At 62.0% G+C, this 20,575-nt stretch carries 16 protein-coding genes and 2 pseudogenes; 8 read left to right on the plus strand and 10 right to left on the minus strand.

All coding sequences use genetic code 11. The features are described 5' to 3' along the window. The 7 genes from cofG to ACFU5V_RS24645 all read right to left on the minus strand — a co-directional run. Nucleotides 1-1,136, minus strand: a 1,136-nt coding sequence (cofG, locus tag ACFU5V_RS24615; RefSeq protein ID WP_378702719.1) for a 7,8-didemethyl-8-hydroxy-5-deazariboflavin synthase CofG, incomplete at its 3' end; no start/stop codon positions are given. A 109-nt stretch (nucleotides 1,137-1,245) separates the two neighbouring features. Continuing rightward, a complete protein-coding gene (locus tag ACFU5V_RS24620) occupies nucleotides 1,246-1,551 on the minus strand; it encodes a WhiB family transcriptional regulator (protein ID WP_378702721.1) in 306 nt (101 codons plus the stop codon). After that, the gene (gene pgi, locus ACFU5V_RS24625) at nucleotides 1,539-3,194 is read right to left on the minus strand and encodes a glucose-6-phosphate isomerase (protein WP_378702723.1); all 1,656 of its coding nucleotides are present in this window, start codon (nucleotides 3,192-3,194) and stop codon (nucleotides 1,539-1,541) included. Before pgi ends, ACFU5V_RS24620 begins: the two co-directional genes overlap by 13 nt. Continuing rightward, nucleotides 3,191-4,195 carry a glucose-6-phosphate dehydrogenase (coenzyme-F420) gene (gene fgd / locus ACFU5V_RS24630; RefSeq protein ID WP_378702725.1) on the minus strand — a complete coding sequence of 335 codons (1,005 nt, stop codon included), beginning with the start codon at nucleotides 4,193-4,195 and terminating at the stop codon, nucleotides 3,191-3,193. Before fgd ends, pgi begins: the two co-directional genes overlap by 4 nt. 199 nt (nucleotides 4,196-4,394) lie before the next feature. Continuing rightward, nucleotides 4,395-5,234 carry an alpha/beta fold hydrolase gene (locus tag ACFU5V_RS24635; protein ID WP_378702727.1) on the minus strand — a complete coding sequence of 280 codons (840 nt, stop codon included), beginning with the start codon at nucleotides 5,232-5,234 and terminating at the stop codon, nucleotides 4,395-4,397. Between the two features lie 83 nt (nucleotides 5,235-5,317). Further along, complete coding sequence (locus ACFU5V_RS24640) at nucleotides 5,318-6,742, minus strand: MFS transporter (RefSeq protein WP_378702729.1); 1,425 nt, start codon at nucleotides 6,740-6,742, stop codon at nucleotides 5,318-5,320. Nucleotides 6,743-6,920: 178 nt separating this feature from the next. Then, nucleotides 6,921-7,697, minus strand: coding sequence for an IclR family transcriptional regulator (locus ACFU5V_RS24645; protein WP_378702731.1), 777 nt, complete (start codon nucleotides 7,695-7,697; stop codon nucleotides 6,921-6,923). Between the two features lie 239 nt (nucleotides 7,698-7,936). Here ACFU5V_RS24645 and ACFU5V_RS24650 point away from each other — a divergent pair, with 239 nt between their 5' ends. Continuing rightward, on the plus strand, nucleotides 7,937-10,243 hold the full coding sequence (locus ACFU5V_RS24650) for an ATP-binding protein (RefSeq protein ID WP_378702733.1): 2,307 nt from the start codon (nucleotides 7,937-7,939) through the stop codon (nucleotides 10,241-10,243). Between the two features lie 5 nt (nucleotides 10,244-10,248). Here the strand turns inward: ACFU5V_RS24650 and ACFU5V_RS24655 are convergent, their stop codons facing one another. Beyond that, nucleotides 10,249-11,103: a mycofactocin-coupled SDR family oxidoreductase gene (locus ACFU5V_RS24655; RefSeq protein WP_378702735.1), complete on the minus strand. Its 855-nt coding sequence runs from the start codon at nucleotides 11,101-11,103 to the stop codon at nucleotides 10,249-10,251. A 390-nt stretch (nucleotides 11,104-11,493) separates the two neighbouring features. Between ACFU5V_RS24655 and ACFU5V_RS24660 the strand changes: the two genes are divergently transcribed. Then, nucleotides 11,494-11,703, plus strand: a complete 210-nt coding sequence (locus tag ACFU5V_RS24660; protein WP_378702736.1) for a nitroreductase/quinone reductase family protein — start codon at nucleotides 11,494-11,496, stop codon at nucleotides 11,701-11,703. Between the two features lie 62 nt (nucleotides 11,704-11,765). Here the strand turns inward: ACFU5V_RS24660 and ACFU5V_RS24665 are convergent, their stop codons facing one another. Continuing rightward, complete coding sequence (locus tag ACFU5V_RS24665) at nucleotides 11,766-12,176, minus strand: nuclear transport factor 2 family protein (protein ID WP_378702737.1); 411 nt, start codon at nucleotides 12,174-12,176, stop codon at nucleotides 11,766-11,768. A 159-nt stretch (nucleotides 12,177-12,335) separates the two neighbouring features. On the opposite strand from ACFU5V_RS24665, the pseudogene ACFU5V_RS24670 reads away from it, so the two are divergent. From ACFU5V_RS24670 to ACFU5V_RS24680, 3 genes and pseudogenes are all read left to right on the plus strand, one after another. Then, a pseudogene (locus tag ACFU5V_RS24670) lies at nucleotides 12,336-13,212 on the plus strand (IS5 family transposase). Between the two features lie 164 nt (nucleotides 13,213-13,376). After that, nucleotides 13,377-14,045: a 2-keto-4-pentenoate hydratase gene (locus ACFU5V_RS24675; protein ID WP_378702738.1), complete on the plus strand. Its 669-nt coding sequence runs from the start codon at nucleotides 13,377-13,379 to the stop codon at nucleotides 14,043-14,045. An 87-nt stretch (nucleotides 14,046-14,132) separates the two neighbouring features. Further along, nucleotides 14,133-14,573 (plus strand): annotated as a pseudogene (locus ACFU5V_RS24680) (4-hydroxy-2-oxovalerate aldolase); the annotation flags it as partial. Between the two features lie 570 nt (nucleotides 14,574-15,143). On the opposite strand, the gene ACFU5V_RS24685 reads toward ACFU5V_RS24680, so the two are convergent. Next, nucleotides 15,144-15,899: an SDR family NAD(P)-dependent oxidoreductase gene (locus tag ACFU5V_RS24685; RefSeq protein ID WP_378702739.1), complete on the minus strand. Its 756-nt coding sequence runs from the start codon at nucleotides 15,897-15,899 to the stop codon at nucleotides 15,144-15,146. 502 nt (nucleotides 15,900-16,401) lie between these two features. Here ACFU5V_RS24685 and ACFU5V_RS24690 point away from each other — a divergent pair. The 3 genes from ACFU5V_RS24690 (at nucleotide 16,402) to ACFU5V_RS24700 (ending at nucleotide 20,377) form a co-directional block, all read left to right on the plus strand. Further along, entirely contained in the window at nucleotides 16,402-16,839 is a 438-nt protein-coding gene (locus ACFU5V_RS24690; protein WP_378702740.1) for a nuclear transport factor 2 family protein, read from the plus strand. A gap of 77 nt (nucleotides 16,840-16,916) precedes the next feature. Further along, complete coding sequence (locus ACFU5V_RS24695) at nucleotides 16,917-17,780, plus strand: acetoacetate decarboxylase family protein (protein ID WP_378702741.1); 864 nt, start codon at nucleotides 16,917-16,919, stop codon at nucleotides 17,778-17,780. An 803-nt stretch (nucleotides 17,781-18,583) separates the two neighbouring features. Next, complete coding sequence (locus ACFU5V_RS24700; RefSeq protein ID WP_378702742.1) at nucleotides 18,584-20,377, plus strand: flavin-containing monooxygenase; 1,794 nt, start codon at nucleotides 18,584-18,586, stop codon at nucleotides 20,375-20,377. The last annotated feature ends 198 nt before the right edge of the window (nucleotides 20,378-20,575 follow it).

Here is a 20,575-nt window from a genome sequence, read left to right on the forward strand (position 1 = left end):
CGTTCGGTGAGCTCGAACCCGGTGGCCGCGGTGATCTCGGCCAGGGTGTCCAGGTTCGGCCACGGCCGTTCCGGGTTCACATGATCCGGGGTCAGCGGCGAGACCCCACCCCAGTCGTCGACCCCGGCCCCGAGCAGTGCCGCGCACTCGGTCATCGACACCAGATTCGGTGGCGACTGGATCCGCATCCCCGGGCCCAGCAGCAGCCGGGACACCGCGATCGTCGCGGTGAACTCCTCGAGGCCGGCGTCGGGGGCATCGCGCATCGCGGTGTCCGGTTTGGCCAGGAAGTTCTGCACGATCACCTCCTGGACGTGCCCGAACGCCTTGTGCGACTTCCGGATCGCCATGATCGACTCGGCCCGCTCCCGGACCGTCTCACCGATGCCGACCAGGATGCCGGTGGTGAACGGCACACTGAGCCGGCCCGCGTCGGTCAGGGTGCGCAACCGCACCGCCGGGTCCTTGTCCGGGCTGCCGTAATGGCATTCGCCCTTGTCGGTGAACAACCGGGTGGAGGTGGTCTCGAGCATCATCCCCATCGACGGGGCCACCGGCTTGAGGCGGGAGATCTCCTCCCAGCTCATCACACCCGGGTTCAGGTGCGGCAGCAGCCCGGTCTCCTCGAGCACCCGGATCGACATCGCCCGCAGGTAGTCCAGCGTCGAGTCGTAGCCCCGCTCGTCGAGCCACTGCTTGGCCTCCGGCCACCGCTCCTCCGGCCGGTCCCCCAACGTGAACAGGGCCTCCTTGCAGCCCAATTCGGCGCCCTGCCGGGCGATCTCGAGGACCTCGTCCGGTTCCAGGTACGCCCCCCGCCCCTCCGCCCGCAACCTGCCCGGCACCGTCACGAACGTGCAGTAATGGCACCGGTCCCGGCACAACCGCGTCAGCGGGATGAACACCTTCCGCGAATACGTCACCGCCCCCGGCCGACCCGCCGCCAGCAACCCGGCATCACGGACCTTCGCCGCCGACGAACACAAATCCACCAAATCCTCGCCACGCGCCTGCAACAACACCGCCGCCTCGTCCACGTTCAACGTGGCACCGTCCCGCGCCCGCCGCAACACCCGCCGCATCGCAGACGCGGACGGCGCCGGGGCGTGAATGACCGCTGGTTGCTTCTCAGTCATCTTGTCTCCTGCCTGTCCAGTTTCCAGCTTGCCGTTTGGAGCGCGATGCCAGAGGATTCGACCCAGTCGCGTTGCCTTGAATCGTGAGGGTGCAGCAGCATCCGCGAGTTCAGGAAGCGCGGTCTCGCTCGTACTGTGCGGACTGTCGCTGGAGTGTTCGTCGTTCGTCTTCGGTGTATCCACCCCACGTCCCGTGACGTTCCCTGGCTTCGAGTGCGTACTTGAGGCACCGGGCCCGCACCGGACAACGACGACAGATCCGCTTGGCTTCACGTATTCGACTCTTGCGTGGTTCGCCGCGTTCGTTGTCAGGGTGGAAGAACACCGTGGGATCGGCGTCCCGGCATGCCGCAGTGAGTTGCCAGTCCCAGGACTCGGCGACCGGTGTCGGAAGTTTCAACATCAACGCAGGCATAAGTGTCCGCCCCGTGCTCGCCGGTACTCATTGATCAATCCGTCGGTGGAACTGTCCCCGAGGGCGGCGGAACTGTCAGGGTCCGCGAGAACCGGTCCCAGTTCCAGTGCTGAGGTCTTGCCGAGTTCGACTCCCCACTGGTCGAACGAATCGATACCCCACACAACCCCCTGCACGAACACCTGGTGCTCATACAGGGCGATCAGCTGTCCCAGGGTCGACGGGGTGAGCCTGCTCCCGAGAATGGTGGTGGAGGGCCGGTTGCCGGGCATCACCTTGTGCGGAATCCGCTCGGTCTCGGCGCCCTCGGCAGCGATCTCGTCTGCTGTCTTGCCGAACGCCAACACCTTGGACTGGGCGAGCATGTTCGCCACCAGCACCCCGTGCATCGACCCCACCCCGTCGAGAGTCGGGAGATCCGTGAGGGGATGCGCGAAACCCACAAAGTCCACGGGTATCAACCGCGTGCCCTGATGCAGCAACTGGTGGAAGGCGTGCTGACCGTTGGTGCCCGGCTCACCCCAGAACACCTCACCCGTCATCACCTCGACGGGGCTTCCGTCCGCCCGTACCGACTTCCCGTTCGACTCCATCGCCAGCTGCTGCAGGTACGCCGGAAACCGGACGAGATCATTCGAGTACGGCAACACCGCACGAGAATCGCAACCGAAGAAGCTCGCGTACCAGACCCCCAGCAGACCCAGCAGGACCGGCGCGTTGGCCTCGAGCGGGGCGGTGCGGAAGTGCTCATCAATGGCATGGAAACCGTCGAGGAACTCGGCGAAGCGTTCCCGGCCGATCGCGGCCATCACCGCGAGCCCGACGGCCGAACCTACCGAGTACCGCCCCCCGACCCAGTCCCAGAACCCGAACGTGCTCGCCCGGTCGATGCCGAACGCGGCCACCCGTTCCTCGTCGGTGGAGACGGCGACGAAATGCTGCGGGACCGCACCCTCCCCTAGTGCCTCGGTGAGCCACCGGCGGGCCGCCGCCGCGTTGGTCATCGTCTCCAACGTGGAGAACGTTTTCGACACCACCACGAACAGTGTGCTCGCCGGGTCGAGATCCGTCAGAGTCGACAGCAGGTCCGCAGGGTCGATGTTCGACACGAACCGCACCTCGGGGCCGTCCGCGTAATGCCGCAACGCCCGGGACACCATCGCCGGCCCCAGGTCCGAACCCCCGATCCCGATGTTCACCACCGTGCGGATGGGCTGCCCGGTGGCCCCTTGCCAGTCACCGGACCGCACCCGGTCGGTGAACTCGCCCATCCGACGGAGCACCGCGTGCACCTCCGCGATCGCGTTCTGCCCGTTCACGATCAGCTCACCCTCGGGCGGCATCCGCAGCGTGGTGTGCAGCACCGCGCGGTCCTCGGAGGTATTGATGTGTTCGCCCGCGAACATCGCGTCCCGGCGTTCCTCCACACCCGCCGCTCGGGCCAGATCCAGGAGGAGCCCAAGGGTGTCGCGGTTGACGCGGTGCTTGCTGTAGTCGATGTAGAGGTCGGCTGCGGTGAGGGCAAGGTCGGTGCCGCGGTTCGGGTCGGTGTCGAACAATTCCCGCAGGTGCGTGGATGCGACTTCCCGATGGTGATCGGACAGTTTCTGCCACAGCGGGGTATCGGTCACGTTGTGTGTCATGCGAGTCCCCGCAGCCGGGGTGCCAGGTCCTTCTCGAACAGCTCGAGGAACCGCTTCTGATCGTGCCCGGGTGCGTGGAAGACGAGGTGGTTCAACCCGGCGTCGAGATACGGGCGGATCTGCGCGACCGCCTCGTCCGGATCCGACGCCACGATCCACCGCTTCGCGACCTGCTCGATCGGCAACGCATCCGCCGCCTTCTCCATCTCGATCGGATCGTCGATCGAATGCTTCTGCTCCGGCGTCAACGACAGCGGCGCCCAGAACCGGGTGTTCTCGAGCGCCAACTCCGGATCCGTGTCGTAGGAAATCTTGATCTCGATCATCTTGTCGATCTCCGCGACATCCCGGCCGGCCTTGGCCGCCCCCTCCGCGACCGCCGGCATCAACTTCTCGGTGTACAACTCCATGCCCTTACCGGACGTGCAGATGAACCCGTCACCACTGCGACCGGCGTACCGGGCCACCACCGGGCCGCCCGCGGCGATGTACACCGGGATCCCGCCCTCGGGCACGTCGTAGATCGACGCCCCCTTCGTGGTGAAGTAGTCGCCCTCGAAATCGACCCGGTCACCCAACCAGAGTTCCCGCATCAACCGCACCGCTTCCCGCAGCCGCGCGAACCGCTCCTTGAACTCCGGCCACTCGCCCGCAAAACCGGTCGCGATCTCGTTCAGCGCCTCGCCGGTACCGACACCGAGCATGATCCGCCCCGGGTACAGACACCCCATCGTCGCGAACGCCTGCGCCACCACCGCCGGGTTGTACCGGAACGTCGGCGTCATCACCGACGTCCCCAACTGCAACCGTGAGGTGCGCTCCCCGACCGCCGTCATCCATGACAGCGAGAACGGCGCATGTCCGCTCTCGTGCCGCCACGGCTGGAAATGATCCGACACCGTCGCCGAATCCATCCCGTGCCGCTCCGCCAGCACACCCAGCTCCACCAACTCCCGCGGACCGAACTGTTCCGCGGACGCCTTGTAACCAAGCTTCATCATGACTGCACTGCCTCCATCGTCCGGTTTCCGCCGAACTGCTGCCGCAGCGCCCTAGACCTATCAAACCCAGTTGCACCGGGTAACCCTTGTTCATGTGACATGGCGATCGGCGTAGGACTCGCATGTCGTGGCCTTCTCCCCTCGAGCCAACCAAACCGAAGTGAAGTTTCCCACCTTCTGGACATCGGCTACTACGCGATCAACTCTCGATGAAATCGAGTAGTACACGGTGAAAACGATCAGGCTGCTCGATTTGCGGGCAGTGCCCGGCGTCGTCGATGTCGACATACGTCGCGCCTGGGACATCGCTTGCAAGCTCTCGAGCCCATCCACGCGGCTTGAGCTTGTCCTGGTTCCCCGCAACGATCAACACGGGGACATCGATCGCGCGATAATCGGGCCTCCGGCTCGATTCCTTCGCAGCGGCGGCAGTAGGTCGACGGAATCTCGCCGCTGCTACTGCTTCCCATGCACCAGGTTGGATACTGGCCGAATGACGCCGGCGAATGTAGCTGCGATCTGAACGCCAGTACTCACCATGGAACAATGCCCCTAGCAGTCTTTCCATCGCCTCGAAGGAACCGTCATAAGCGAACAGCGCGTCGACGGAGTCATTCTTGGCCATGGTGCCTCCGCCACAGACGCTGATGATTTTGCGCGCGGGCAGAAGCGGGGAGGCAGATGCGGCATCAGCGAGAAGCATCGCGCCCCCCATGGAATTTCCCACGAAGACTGCGTCATCGACATCCACTGCTCGACAGAACTGCGACATGTGCCGGAGGCGTCTTTCCTTGCCGTCGACGAAATCATGCACCTTCGCAGTCTTACCGAATCCGAGCCAGTCCGGGGCTATCACGCGAAAATGGCTCGACAGCTCAAAAATGTTTTCTTCCCAGCACAATTCGGCGGATGCCCCGAATTCGCCTCCGTGAAGCAGGACCAGGGTGTCGCCCTTGCCAATCTCCAGATAGTTGGTCTCGAGCCCGTCGATCTCGATTGTGCGCGCAATCTCGCGCAGACGCTCCGGCTTGTCGTTCATATTCCATCTCTCGTCGTATCGTTTCGTGCCGCGGGAGTGACGCTCGAACAATTTCTACAGCAGTTGAATTCGGCCGGAGCCGCTCATTCCAGCGCGCGAGCGTCGCGGTGACGAGCCGCGCGCGAACCAGGCAGGTGCCTTCGAAACGGCACGATATGACGATTGTTGATCAAAGCCCCGATCACCAAGACGACGCTCATCACGACCAAAGTCACAAAGAACATCACACCGCTAGCCGCTGCGGAGAGAAGAAACCCTCCCGTGAATGTGACAACGATTCCTGCCGAACGTGCGACTGCAGCGGTAAACCCGACACCACTGGAGCGAAATCGGATTGGATAGCCCACCGCGACATTGGCGTACAGAGTTGCGCCTACATAGCCGATAATGAAGCCTATTGCCGCGATCGAGACGAACAGGGCGATCTCACCGCCGCCGCTACCGCCAACCGCGACCGAAATCAGCATCGGCATGGCGGCGAGCGCTCCGGCCGCGACGACCGCACCGGAGATTATGGTGACCCGCGAGCCGACCCGGTCGAGTCCGACTGCGACAAGGAGCCCGCCGACGGTCGACATGATGTTGAGGACCAGGCTCGCCTGCAACACAGTGTCGAGCGCGAGGCCGGCCGACTCAAGGAGAGTTGGTTGCCAATTGAGAAGGCCATAAGTGATGAAGAAGAGCGCAAAGAACGAAATCGAGGCCCCCACGGTAAGACGCAAGCTTCGGCTTCCGAAGATTCCGCCGCTGTCGGTCTCGTTATAACCATCCGCCGCAGTAGTGGCACCACGCACTTCGACGGCAACTGCATCAGCCAGCGTGCGGATTTCGGCCGTAGTTCGGCCGGTAATCCAATGCAACGTCGATACGGCCTTCTCGACCGAACCCGACATGAAGTAGTAACTCGGGGACTCGGGGAGTCCGCGCCACGCGGCCGTCACTACCGCGATGGTGATGGCGCCAACGAGCACGAAACATCCCCGCCAACCCAGGGGACCGATCGCGACGAGGGCGATTCCGGCACCGACGACACCACCGAGAGGAATGCCCACGGCGAGTATTCCCATCACGCGTGCACGCAGGCTGGCGGGAAATATTTCACCGGACAGCGAATAGATATTGGGTGTGACGGCACCGAAACCGCATCCGGCGAGAAAGCGGATGCCCGTTAGCGCAGTGACATCCGCTGCTTGACTCGTAGCAAGTGTCATGACGCCGAAGACCGTTGCACTGAAGAGAATTACCCGGCGCCTGCCGAACCGGTCGCCTAACCACCCACCGACGAGAGTACCGACGGCCATTCCCACGAGAGCTGCGGTCAGTGCCGGTGCCATCACAGCGGCGTCGATCTTCCAGTCGTCAACGATTCGTGGGGTGGTCAGGGCGAGCAGTTGAAGATCAACTCCGTCCAGAATTATCAGTGCAGCGACCAGGGCAAGGATGCGAACATGTCGCCCGCATGTTGTTTGGCGTCCGAGAAACGCAGGTACGAGGTCGATCGAGGACAAGGAGGTCAGCTTTCTTGTTCGGGTCGTTGTCAGCGACCGCACAGGCAAACGGAAGATGGTGTGTTCCCATATCGGCCTTACCGGCGACCACATCAGTAGTTGGCCACTGTAAGGAGGGGGCTGTCTGTTCAGAATCGCTGTTCGGAATGCCCGAACGGAGCGAAGACGCAAACCTCACTCATGATGATCCATCAATGTGGCGTTGTTCGACCGGACAACTGATCCTCGAGACCCCGGCCGCCGCGCGCTGCACGGCGCGACACACCATCTCGGGATTCCGCCGGAACGGATGCAGAGGCAGGGTAATGCTGATTGCAGCATATACATCCCCATCCGCATCACGAACGGGCGCGGCGACACAGCATTGCCGGCCCGTCGACTCTTCGATGTCGTAGCCGCAGCCGCGAAGCCGAACCGCCTCGAGTTCCGCGCGAAACCGCGACGACGAGGTGATTGTGCGGGCGGTTCGTCTCTCGAGACCGTGACGTTCGACGATGGTATCTACACGGCACACGTCGAGATGCGCCAGCAGAACCTTCCCCAACGCGGAACAGTGGATGGGTGCTGCCCGTCCCACCGCCGACGCGCTGAAGTCCGCGATTCCGGCTCCGACGACCTTGTCGAGGACGATCACCGCGTCTTCACGGAGCGCCGCGACCTGGACTGTCGCGCGTAATTGGTCGGCGAGATACCCCAGTTGCGGGCGCGCAGCCGTCAGAAGGTCAGTGCTGTCGATCAGGGTCCGGTTCAGCTCCACTATGCGCCAGCCGAGCCGGTATCTGCCCTCTGCGAGCCTGCGTACCAAGCCGATGCCGCTCAGAGTCGCCAACAGTGCATGCGCGCTGGACTTGGGGATCTGCAGCCGGTCGGCAACCTCGCGAACACCCCACTCCGGGCTCGAGGCGGTGAACAGATCCAGCACTTTTCCTGCCTTGGTAACGGTTCCGAGCATCATGGCTCCTACATCTGCTGTGTTCGACCACCACCGATGTCGTCGCCGACAACAGGAGCGGTCACAAGGTCCAGCGTCAAGCTTCTTGCCGTACGGCGGCCGGTGTACCGGCCACATTGCGGGGATACCTACCTGTTTTCGGCCAGGAGTCTCCAGCGGCGCGGTCAACGGTGAGCAGTCACCTCGCCGCTTAAGGGCAGATGTCCATGGAATATGTTCACCGAAGGTGGCAGCATCGAGAGGTGGTTGAGATAGCACGCAAAGTGGTCGGGAACCTGCCCATGGAGCTGACCAGCTTCGTCGGGCGACGACGCGAACAATCCGAGGTCAAGCGGCTGTTGTCGGTGTCCCGGCTGGTAACTCTGACCGGTATCGGCGGTGTCGGGAAGACACGCCTCGCACTCAGGGCTGCCGCAGCCACACAACGCGCATTCGCCGACGGCGTCTGGTTGGTCGAGCTGGGCGAGGTTCGGGACGCTTCGCTACTTGCCGAAACGGTCGCGGACGCGCTGCGGGTGCGCAACCACACCAATCGACCGATCTACGAAGTCCTGGCAGAGCATCTCGCCTCGCGACGGCTGCTCCTCGTACTCGACAACTGTGAGCACATCCTCAGCGCAATTGCCGAGTTGAGCGAATCGCTACTCCGGACCTGCCCGGAACTGCGGATTCTTTCCACGAGCCGCGAGCCACTGAACATCGGTGGCGAATCGATCATGCGGGTACCGCCGCTCGAAACACCCGATTTGGCCCGTCCACAGGCAACCCAGGGGCAACACGGCTACGACGCGCTGACACTCTTCGCCGAGCGCGCCAGGTCGAACTTGCCCGAGTTCGAGCTCACCGAGGAAAACAGGATGACAGTCGCTCAGATCTGTCATCGCCTCGACGGCTTGCCGCTTCCGATCGAATTGGCGGCCGCGCGATTGCGCGCAATGTCCACGTCACAGATCTTGGACCATCTGACTGGTCGATACGAGCTACTGACCAGCGGATACCGCGGCGCTCCGTCCCGCCAACAGACATTGCGGCTGTCGGTCGACTGGAGCTATGACTTGTGCACGCCACAGGAACAATCACTGTGGGCACGCCTCTCCGTCTTCGCCGGCGGCGTCGAACTCGACGCAATAGCGGGAGTCTGTGTCGACGCGTGGACCGACCAGACGCTGCTCGACGTCGTCGGCTCGCTCGTCGACAAGTCCATCCTCATCAGAGAAGAGCCGGGGTCCGTCGTCCGGTACCGGCTCCTCGAAACGTTGCGCGAATACGGCCTGGAGAAGCTAGGCGCCAGCGGTGACTACCCGACCCTACGACGCCGGCACAGGGACTGGTTCGGCCGACTGGCAGCACGCGGCGCGGATGGCTGGGTCACGTCGCAGCACAGTGAATGGATATCACGACTCGACCGTGAACAACCCAATCTGCGAGACGCGATGGAGTTCTGCCTCACCGAACCCGGAGAAGATCGAGCCGGTCTCCTGATCGCCACCACCCTGTACCCCTTCTGGCTCACTCGAGGCCTGTTCGGTGAGGGCCGCAGATGGCTCGATCGGGCCTTGCGAGTTCAGCATCAATGCAACGGCGACCGTTCCCGCGCGCTGTTCATCGACAGCGTGCTGGCCGGGCTTCAAGGCGACACGCTGTCAGCCGCCGAACTGATCGACGAGGCCGTCGCAATCGGCGACCGGTCAACGGATCGTGCGATCGACGCCTTCGCCGAGTACGCCCACGGATTCCACAGGCTCTACCAGGGCGAACCCAGCCTCGCCGTCACCCACCTGAGTAGCGCCCTCGAGATATTCCGCGACCGGGGCAACACTTTCATGCAACTCGGATCAGTTCAAGGAATTGGGCTCGCGAACATGCTCCTCGGCGACATGGGGCAAGCCGTCTCACGTTTCTACCAAGCACTCGAGCTGTCGAAACCCTGCGGTCCGTCTGTACTGCAGTCCTACCCGCTATGGGCCCTCGGGATCTCCCTGTGGAGACAGGGAGATCCCGGCGAAGCCGTGCGGTCACTCGAACGCGGTCTGAGACTCACCCGTCAGGTGGACGATCCGCTGGCCACCGCCTGGTGCCTGCAGGTCCTGGCATGGATCGCAGCGGACCAGCACCACGAGAAGAGGGCGGCCACCCTGTTGGGTGCAGCCGATGCGTTGTGGCAGCGGATGGGTGGGGAAAACGTCACCTTCTCCGACATGCAGGTCTTCCAGGACGTGTGCGAACGCCAAGCACGCGGCGCTCTCGGCATGAAGGGTTTCGAGACGGCGACAGTGCGTGGCAGGGAGATGGATCGCGATGCGGCGGTCGCCTTCGCACTCGACGAACTGCCGACTTCGAAGAGAACGCACGCCGGCGAGTTGACCGAGCTGACCAAGCGTGAAACGGAGGTGGCGACACTGGTCGCGCAGGGGCTCACCAACAAGGCAATCGCGGAGCGTCTCGTCATTTCACAGCGCACCGCCCAAGGACATGTCGAGAACATTCTGATGAAGCTCGGTTTCACATCGCGGACCCAGATCGCCACCTGGTTCGTCGAGCAACGATAGAACACTCAACTCGTCGGCGCATGATTGAACCCGGGAAGAGTCATGTGGCCGGCATCGACCGGCACGGTGACGCCAGTGACGCTGGCGGCCATATCGGAATTGAGCCACAGCACCGCATCCGCCACAGCCTGCGGCGGCAACGCCGTCGCACCTTTGAGTGCGTGGTAATGCGAACCTGCCGCAACGAGATCGGCGGTCGTGCCGCCCGGGCGTCCGACCAGAATGTCGACCGAGACCTGGCTGTTGATCATGGGGGTGTCGATCACACCCGGAGCTACCGCATTGCACCGCACCCCGTGCGGGGCGAGCTCGTAAGCCAGGTTTCGCACAAGACCGACAACTCCATGTTTGGCGGTCGAATAGTGCGTCGCATTGAAGCCCGGCTCGAAACCGGCAACCGAGGCAGTCACCACGATGGATCCCTGTCCCCGCTCGATCATGTGCGGAGCAACTGCTTTCGCGCACCGCCACACCGCAGAGAGGTTGACCCCGAGCATCTCCTCCCATTGGCGATCTGTAATATCCCAGAACGGTGCCGAAGACCAAATTCCATGATTGATTACGAGCGCGTCGAGCTTGCCCAGCCGGCCGATGGTTTCCGCTACGGCGCGATCGATCTCCGGTTGTGATCGCACATCTGCTTGCACCGCGATCGCCCGCCTGCCCAAATCCTCCACGAGTCCCACAGTCTCAGCGAGATCCGACGGTGACGCCATCGGATACGGAACCGTGTCCAGTTGCGTTGCAATGTCGACGATCAAAACGTCCGCACCCTCGCGAGCCGAGGTCAAAGCATGAGCACGTCCCTGTCCACGAGCACCCCCCGTAATCAGCACGACTTTGCCGTCCAACAAGCCCATCCCACACTCCTTTTCGAATCGAAACACGGGCGGTTGTCCCATGTGGCCCACATACCCGAAAGCCGGACGTTGGGCCCGAGGAGCAGCGTATTTCGTCAGATCAGGCGACGACATGACGGTTCGGGTATTGCGAACCACCATTCAGAGCCACTGCACTGCTACTCAACGTGTGCTCAGCATTTTCAACAGAATCAACCACGATCCAATCCGCGTACAGAATCTGGCCAACGACGATCTGCGACAGCAGGAGTATCAATGTCCTACTCACATCAGTCGACCGAGACAGGCGCACCGGACGGCAACGAGACACGGCGATGCCCTACTTCCGTGTCGACGGCACTGCCTATATCATCGGGTCCGCCGCCGGATCCTCGAAAGATCCTTCCTAGGGTGCACAACCTGCGGGCCACCCCACACGCACAGGTCGCCCTCCAACGGCGGCGAATCGATGTCACGGTACGGGAAGTGCTCGGTGGCAGTGCCGAGCGAACGAAGGTATGGGATGCCGCTGTCGCGATGGCACCCAGTTACGCAGCCTTCCAGAGCATGACCGAGCGCGCGCTGCCGGTCATTGCACTCGAAGGCGCACTCGACTCCTGACTAATCCAGATTGCGGGCCCCACCAGGGTATGGTCGGGCCCGTAGTCTATTCAATGCCCAGATCATCCAGTCTGGATTCCTCCGAGGACACCGGCCAGCGCGGTATCCAGATACTTGGTGTCCAACAGCTCCTCCATCATGAAGATCCTTCCGTCGCGAAGATGAAAGAGGATGGAATAGATGTTGTCGTACCGACCGCCCCCGATAAGTTCCGACTTGCCGGTTACCAACGTCGCAACCCGGTTCCGCTCCTCGGTCATGCTTTCGAACGTGAAATCGACCCCGGACACGGTGATCTGATCGAGCATCTCCACCAGCTCGAGGACGCCCTGCAGGTCACGACGACCCGAAGCGCTGCTCGTCCCTAGCTGAACGTGAACGAAGTCATCAGTCACACACGAGCGCACCCCGGCGGCGTCCCCTCTGCCGATCGCGTCCAGGTACTCACGGCATACCGTCTTGTTCTCTTCCATATTTCCTCAATTCTGTTTCAGAGCAGCATATCCCAGGAAACTCTACTGTCGATGACCGCAATATTCGGTGGTTGTTCGGCTATGGTGAACACACATCGCACGCTGGGGCCTAGAGCGTGTCTGCTTAATGTTCGGGGATTGATGCGTGATGCTGGGTGAGTGTTGCGCGCCGATGAGATCTCCGATGATTTGTGGGCTGTGATCGAGCCCGTCCTCCCCGCACTGGCTGGTCGGCGGGGACGTCCGTGGAATGACCATCGGTTGACGCTCGACGGGATCGCTTGGCGGTTCCGAACCGGGTCACCGTGGCGCGATCTGCCCGAATACTTCGGCCCGTGGCAATCGATCTGGGAACGACATCGCCGCTGGTCCGACGACGGCACCTATATCCGGATGTTCGCCGCCGTACGGGCCGCGGCCCCCGAACGTGAAGAACAGCTCGAACGTCTGCTGTCGATCGACTCGACCATCGTCCGCGCCCACCAGCACTCCGCCGGTGCCCTGACCGATGCCCACACAGGGGGCTCGGTCGAATGACAAGAATCTGGCCAATGAACCCGCCGACCACGCACTCGGCCGCTCCCGCGGCGGGCTGAGCACCAAGATCCACGCTCTCACCGACACGTTCTGCTGCCCGTTGACGCTGCTGATCTCGCCGGGACAGGCGGGCGACAACCCCTACCTGGCGCCGCTGCTCGACGCGCACCGCGCTCACGACACCGAAGCGTTCCGCCTGCTGGCCGACAAGGCGTACTCGCACCCGAGCACCCGAAAGCACCTGCGGGAACGCAGGATCTCCCACACCATCCCCGAATGCCGTGACCAGATCCGACGTCGCAAGGCGAAGGGATCGGAAGGGGGTCGGCCGCCGGCGTTCGACAAGGACCGGTACCGCGAACGCAATACCGTCGAGCGTGGTTTCGGGCGTCTGAAGCAGTGGCGTGGCATCGCCACTCGTTACGACAAGTACGCCACCACCTTTCTCGGTGGCGTACTCTTCGCTGCGCTCGTCATCCATCACCGCGTCCGCAAATAGCAGACACGCTCTAGTGCACATACCCTCGCCGTTCCAAACACTGTCACGGAGGGAAACACCCGGTGCCGACCCCGAATGCCGTTGCGATGGCACGATCCTTGTATGCTGCGCGCCGAAATCACACGCCAATCGAGCCGTTCACCGACGTTCACAGTTCACTGACCATGGCCGACGGATATCGGATCCAACAGGAACTCGTCAAACTCCTACTGGCCGAAGGCGATCGTGTCATCGGCCACAAAGTCGGGGCAACATCCGAGGCGATGCAGGAACTGATCGGTCTCAACACCCCTGACTACGGTCCAGTGCTGGCCTCGACCGTGTTCCGCGACGGGGCCGAGGTGTCCGTTGGCAACTTCATCTCGCCCAAGCTCGAAGCCGAGATCGGTTTCGTCCTGGGTGAGCGGCTACTCGGACCTGGCATCACCCCAGAACGCGCACGACGTGCGATCTCCGGTGCCGTCGCCTCAATGGAAATCGTGGATTCCCGAATCCGTGATTGGCGAATCCGATTGGCCGACACGGTCGCCGATCTGGCCTCGAACGGAGCCATGGTCGCATCCGAGAACGTCGTCGCGGTTACCGATTACGACCCCAGAATGATCGGAATGGTTCTCTCACGCAACGGCGAACCAATCGATGCAGGCGTCGGAGCCGCCGCGCTCGGCGATCCCGTCGCGGTGGTCGCATGGCTTGCGAACGTCCTCGGTGGCGACGGCGTCGCACTAGAGCCCGGGCATCTCATCCATGCCGCGGTGCCCATGCTTCCCGGTGATCACTTCCTCGCCGAATTCGACCGGCTCGGCGACGTGCGGATCTCGGTCTGTGACTAACCCGACATGGGCAGGCCGCCGGATGCCGCCGGCCACCGCCCACCCGCACGCGGCGCGGGCATACCACCGAGATGAAAGTAGCGATAGGAAGCATGGGTCGGGTATCACGGCCATCAAAACATGTCTCTGGGTGTCGCCAACTCTGTGCTCGGGTTCGAAGCCGGCGTTCGATACATCGACGGTTCGCTTTGCGCCCTCGGCGCAGGGGCAGGCAACTCGCCGACTGAAGTTCTCTCTGCGGTTTTCGACCGGATGGGAGTAAAGACTGGACTCGATGTCGCTCGGCTGCTGGACGCGGCAGACGACGTTGTCCATCGCTACCTCACCCGATGGCCAAAGATGGATCGTATCGCGATCGTGCAGGGATGGGCCGGGGTCTACTCGAGCTTCCTGCTCCATGCCGAGGTGGCGGCCGAGCGTTACGACGTCCCAGCTCAAGATATCCTGCGGCGATGCGGGGAGCTTGGCCTTGTCGGTGGCCAGGAAGACGCCATCATCGACATCGCCGTCCAGCTTCGCAGCGCATCGGCGTACAGGACTATCGCACATCGCCGCTGGCGGCCGTCGCGCGCCGCCTTGCGGCGAATCCGAACCCCCTGCGTCTTCGTGCACAAGCGCAACCACTGAACCTGCCGCACAGGCGTCGCGTTCAGGTGCGCAGGCCTATGTCCCGCCACGCACACCTATCCTCAACGACCACCGGAGCTCGATTCAAGGTTCGGATCCGGACGGCGGAAACCGCGTTGAGCATCTCCAGATGCGTGGACCAGAACCGGATCCTGCTCGTGGTCGTGCAGATCACCAGTGAACTCGCGCGTGACAGCGCCCCGGGCAGAGGAAGCCCTCGGCTGACTCCAAAATGTCCGAGGTAAGCCTGCAAGCATTTGACGGAATGCTCGCGGTGACGGTGCGGGTATTGAGCTCGACGACCGAGGCCTCGACAGTACTCGGTCTGTCGAGGCCATCGGCGTCTCCACCGGTCAGCCTCGCCGGACGCCATACAGGTGATCATCAAGACGGCAGCCCGCACCCCGGCGCGCAAATGGTTCACCTTGCTCACCCCGACGAACGATCAAGGTTGCAATCGCTGATCTTCGTCTATTGAATCGCAATCATTCCGCCATCGATGACCAGGTCGGTGCCAGTGATAAACGACGCCTCGTCTGATGCCAGGAACAGCACGCCGTTCGCGATCTCACGAGCATCGCCGAACCGTTTCAGCGGGATCAACTGAGTCATTGGTTCCAAGTCTGTGTGCTTACGGGCATCGGCGAGAATCTGAGTCTCGATCACACCCGGGTCGATCGAGTTCACGCGGATCTTTTCACGACCGTACTGGCAGGCAGCCTGTTTCGTCATCGATCGGACGGCGCCCTTGCTCGCGTGATAGGCGGTTGCAGTCTCGGTTCCCACGATGCCGTGTATCGAGGCAATATTGACGATCGAACCTCCGCCGGCGCGACGCATCGATGGCACCACCGCCCGCATTCCATAGAACACACCGGTCTGATTGATACCGATGATCTGGTCCCACAACATCTGGTCCGTGTCTTCGAGGCCGACCGTGCGGTGGATTCCCGCGTTGTTTACCAGCACTGTCACGGCACCGTAGATCTCCTCGGCGGTACGCACAGCGGACGCCCAGTCGTCGGGGTTCGCTACGTCGAGGGTCACACCGGTAACCGACAGGCCCTCTTCCACCAGCTGAGCAACCTGAACATCCAGGCGCACTTTGTCAACGTCGGCCGCAACGACCGATGCGCCCTCCTCCGCCAGCAGTCGAATGTCAGCTGCCCCCATGCCGCTCGCTGCGCCGGTGACGATGGCAACCTTGCCCTGTACCCGTTGTCCCATGATGAAAAGCCCCTTCTGTTTGTGTTTGTTCCACGGCGCATTCGTCGGCGCACACACAATCCGCCGCCGTCACACCAGGGCAAGTCGGCAGCACTCGTGAGGCGCGGAATTCGATTGCGAGTGCACCTGCCGAGTTCCACTCGATGCGAGTCTTCACGCCGCGTGCCCGCAGTCCGCAACCGCATATGCCTTCGCCGAACCCGAGTGAGTCGCCCTCGCCTGTGGAAATTATTCGACAGCAAGGACACTAACCTCACCACGGCGAGCCGGCAGAAAGGTTCGTGTATTGCGAACGCCGATTCGGCAGATTGATTGCTTCTCTTACGCTGACTGTGGCGGTAACCACACCTTGCGAGCTCGGAACGGCCCACGACAGCCGTTCAGTGACCAGCGAACGGCGCAGTTGAACTGCACGATGCGATCCTCGACAGCGAGGGCCGTGCGACTGCAAGGACGGATCTCCACCAATCCATATCGGACTGCGAAAGTTGACCATCCTGTCATGACCGAATCTATCGACGAAGCCCGCGAAACGGTGCGGACCATCTATCAAGCATTCAACTCGGCCGATCCAGCAACGATCGAAGCGACCGTCAGAGATAACTTCGCGCCCGAGGTTGTGGTGCGTGAGCCGGAATCACTTCCATGGGGCGGTGTCTACGAGGGCCGCGATCTCGTCATGAAGATGATGGCTGGGTTGACGGATCCGACGTCTCCGATCGACGCGAAAAACCTAGTGGTCGATCAACTCTTCGCGTCGACTGAGGGAGACACGATCCACATCGTCGCCGATGCATCCTTCCCTTGGCACGGCGCGACCAATTCCATTCCGATGCGAGCGTTGGAGTGGTTCTCCCTCCGAAACGGGAAGGTAGTGGAAGTGCAGGTGTTCCTGTGGGACGCCGCCGCCATCGCAGCGCTCGCGATCGACGGGAGCTGAGGACCTGCCGTACGGAGTTCTGCAAGAACAGATCTCATCCCTATCCAGCACTTCACAGAGTTTGACGAGGAGTACTCATGAACGAACACAATGCATCCCCCGGCTACACCGGAGGGATCCTGAATCTCAGCGGAACACGACCCGGCAACGCGTACAAGTACGACGGCCCAGCGATGCCCCACCAGATCTACTTCACGATGACGTTCACCAGCACGCACGATGCAATCGAAAAGCTCATAGTTCCTCCCCCGTTGAAGGTCGACCGTGACCTCCCTCCCGAGGTTCAGGTCCTCTACTTCACCAACCCGGGGTGTCGCGCTTACGACGGCAGGATCACGCCGTATCAGGGCTTCATGTTCATGGCCCGAGTGCGTCACGGGGATATCGCTGGACGCGCCGGCTGGGAGTATGTGGACGGCCTCTACGGAGACAAGACCGAGATGGACATCATGGGACCGTGGGGCGTGTACTTCGGCATGCTGAAGAAGATGGCCGACATTCGCTTCACCCCGATCGGCGGAAACGAATTCGAGATCAGTGTGACCCGGCGCGGTGTTCGGTTGGTCACCATGACGATTCGGACGGGCACCGAACTCTCCGCCGCCGAGATCGACGCAGTCAACGCCGCAAACTCGCAGGTCGGCAAGACACTGACAGTCCGTGAGATCCCGAACGTCAACTACTCAGGCTTCGTGGACAGATCGATTTGCGTCGCACCGAGCGATGGCAACACCGTGTCTCGTGCATGGTCGGCGGACAAGAGCTCCATCGTCTTTGGTCACGACGACCTCGATCCATTCGACGAGTTGCCCGTCCTTGGAGTTGGCGGCGCTCTGTCCTTCGATCTGAACTCGGACAAGGAACTGTTCAGCGAGATGGAAATTCTTGAGAACCTTCCTCTTCAGGAAGCGGATACCGCAGCGCGTCGCGTTCTCGCTTGACTCCCAGCGACATTACGCACCCCAAGGTGCGCCCGCCTCCGCAACTCGAAGATTCTCGGCACGCGTGCGGTTGAGACTCCGACATACGACGGTAGGCATTCGTCTGCCGCCGTAGGTCGGGGAATCACGTAGTCACCGAAAGAGCTACTTCACAATATATGCGGACGCCGCCGCCCTGAGGTTCCACCGTTATGGCGGCACAGAACGAGGAGAAACCCAATGCGCGCGACAATGGAAGAGCTGGAGTTCGCGTTGAGATGGCGACACTGGGGCGGCGGGGATGACGAGGACATATTCATACAGTTCGGACTGCACCCCCACCAGTACTTTCTACGAGTGAGGAAGCTATTGAGTACGTCTGCCGCCGAAACTCTGTCCTTCGATGAAAAGGACCATATTCGGCGGATATGCCAAGCACGCCTCGCCCAGCCACAGCGTGCACCGCGGCGGACACTACATTGATGAGGGTAACTCCCTCCGCTGCAGTTCGGCCTTCGCAGAGATCCGATTGCACAGAGCTCGGCAGTCGCAGTCCGAAGAGATTCACGCGGTACTCGGTCTGCGACGGAATCTCCGAGTCTTGTTCGACATACGCGAACAATATTCGCGGAGATCACATCCCACTAACTACCCTCCTGCCTACCTACCGAGGGATCGCCGACGCATCCACTGCAACCAGGTGCGTTCTCGCCATCGAAGGTGCCCTCAGTCCTTCGATGGCGAGACTAGTCAATTGACATCTACCTTGATCCGCAGGATGCGGTCGGCCACCCGAAGTCCAGTCGAACAAGAAAGACACGACGATGATCACGAATCAAGTCAGGCAAGGCGCCGAACGTTGGCTAGGCGACTTCGAGACAGCGTTGGCGACGCGCAGTTCCGACAAGTTGGCGCAACTTCTCCTCGAGGAGTCGTTCTTACGTGACAATGGCGCACTGACCTGGGACTTCCGCCAGTTCCACGGACGAATCGCCGTGGAGAAGCTGTTGTGGTCTGTCGTTGACGACATCAAGCCTGCAAATCTTCGGATCTCTGAAGAATGGCCCGCACCACATGTAGAAGGCAACGGTGAAAGTGCAGTCATCGAAGTATTTTTCGATTTCGACACGGACGCCGGATCCGCGGTGGGTCTGCTACATGGAGCCCCTGACGATTCATCGCCGTACGGTTTCAAGGCCCGCGCGATCTACACCCGGCTGGAAAGTCTGAAAGGCACCGAGTCTCCCGAAGCACACCCTCGTGGCCACGGCTACACGCCGGGAAGACGAGGCGAAAATTGGCTTCAGCATCGGGAACGTGAACGGTCGTTCGAAGACCGTGATCCCGAGGTGCTCATCGTCGGATCCGGCCAGGCAGGCTTGATGACCGCGGCGCATCTCACACAGCTCGGCGTCACATCCTTGATTATCGACAAGCATGAACGAGTCGGTGACAACTGGCGCAAGCGATACCATTCGCTCAACCTGCACAACCCGATCGAAATGAACCACTTCCCTTACCTACCTTTCCCGGATCACTACCCGGAGTACCTGCCGAAAGACGTGATCGCGAACTGGCTGGAGATCTACGCCCGATATCTGGATCTCGACATCTGGACCTCAACGGAGTTTGAAGGCGCCGACTATGACTACTCGGTCGATTCCTGGTCTGCCACGGTCCGGCGATCCGATGGCACGACACGCGCACTTCGGCCCAAACACATTGTGCTGGCGACCGGCGGAATCGGTGGTAAGCCGAACATCCCGAAACTTCCCGGATTGGATTCGTTCGCAGGCGAGACGATGCACTCGTCCGAATTCGGCGGCGGGGAAGCGTACGCCGGTAAGAAGGCTGTCGTCGTGGGAGTCGGGTCGAGCGCGCACGACATCGCACTCGACCTGCACCAGCACGGCGCTACCGTCACGATGGTGCAGCGTAGTCCCGTCATCATCAACAACGTGGAGACCGCAAACCTCGCGTACGCGGCATACTTCGACGGTACCCCCGCCGAACTCGTTGACATCAGGTACGGCGTCGGGCTGATCAACCCACTGCGGTTCGCCAATTCGCAGACCTACCATCAGTTCGCCAAGGAGCGCGACGCAGAGCTCTTGCGCGGTCTGGAGCTTGCGGGCCTTCGCCTGGGTGACGGCTTCGAGGGGGCCGGCTGGCTGGACCTGTTCCTTCGAACGGGTGGCGGCTACTACCTCAACGTTGGCGCATCCGAGGTAATCGTGTCTGGAGGGATCAAGGTCCTCCAGGCAGATCGCATCGACGAATTCGTACCCCAGGGAGTACGGCTCGATGATGGTGGCGTCCTCGATGCTGACCTCGTGGTGCTCGCGACTGGATACCAGAACCGCAAGACCGAGGTTGCTCAGCAATTCGGTGAAGAGGTCGCCGAACGCGTCGGCGAGATTGCAGGCCTGGACGAGGAGGGCGAGTGGGCGAATGTCTGGCGACCGACTGCCCAGCGTGGCCTGTGGTTCAACGGAGGGGGCATCAACCAGGTGCGGCCTGCCTCCCGCAGGCTGGCCCTGCTGATCAAGGGTGACTTGAACAATTTAATTCCCGACTCACTGCGTCGAGACGTCACGCCCGGCCGGCAAGAAGACTGAAGGCCATCCGTTCATCGAGTGGTGGGACCAAGCCACGGCAACCGTTGACCACGGAACTGTGATCCCGTCGCTCAAAGGACGGGAATGACAATGCCCGCGGCGGCACATTTTCCGGGACTGAAATGGGGGCGCCTGAGGGCCGGCAGCAATGGATTCGGACTGACCTACGAAACCACCTGCCCTTCTCATCTCTATAGC

This window comes from Rhodococcus sp. NPDC057529, assembly GCF_042802055.1.
Lineage (GTDB): Bacteria > Actinomycetota > Actinomycetes > Mycobacteriales > Mycobacteriaceae > Rhodococcus_F.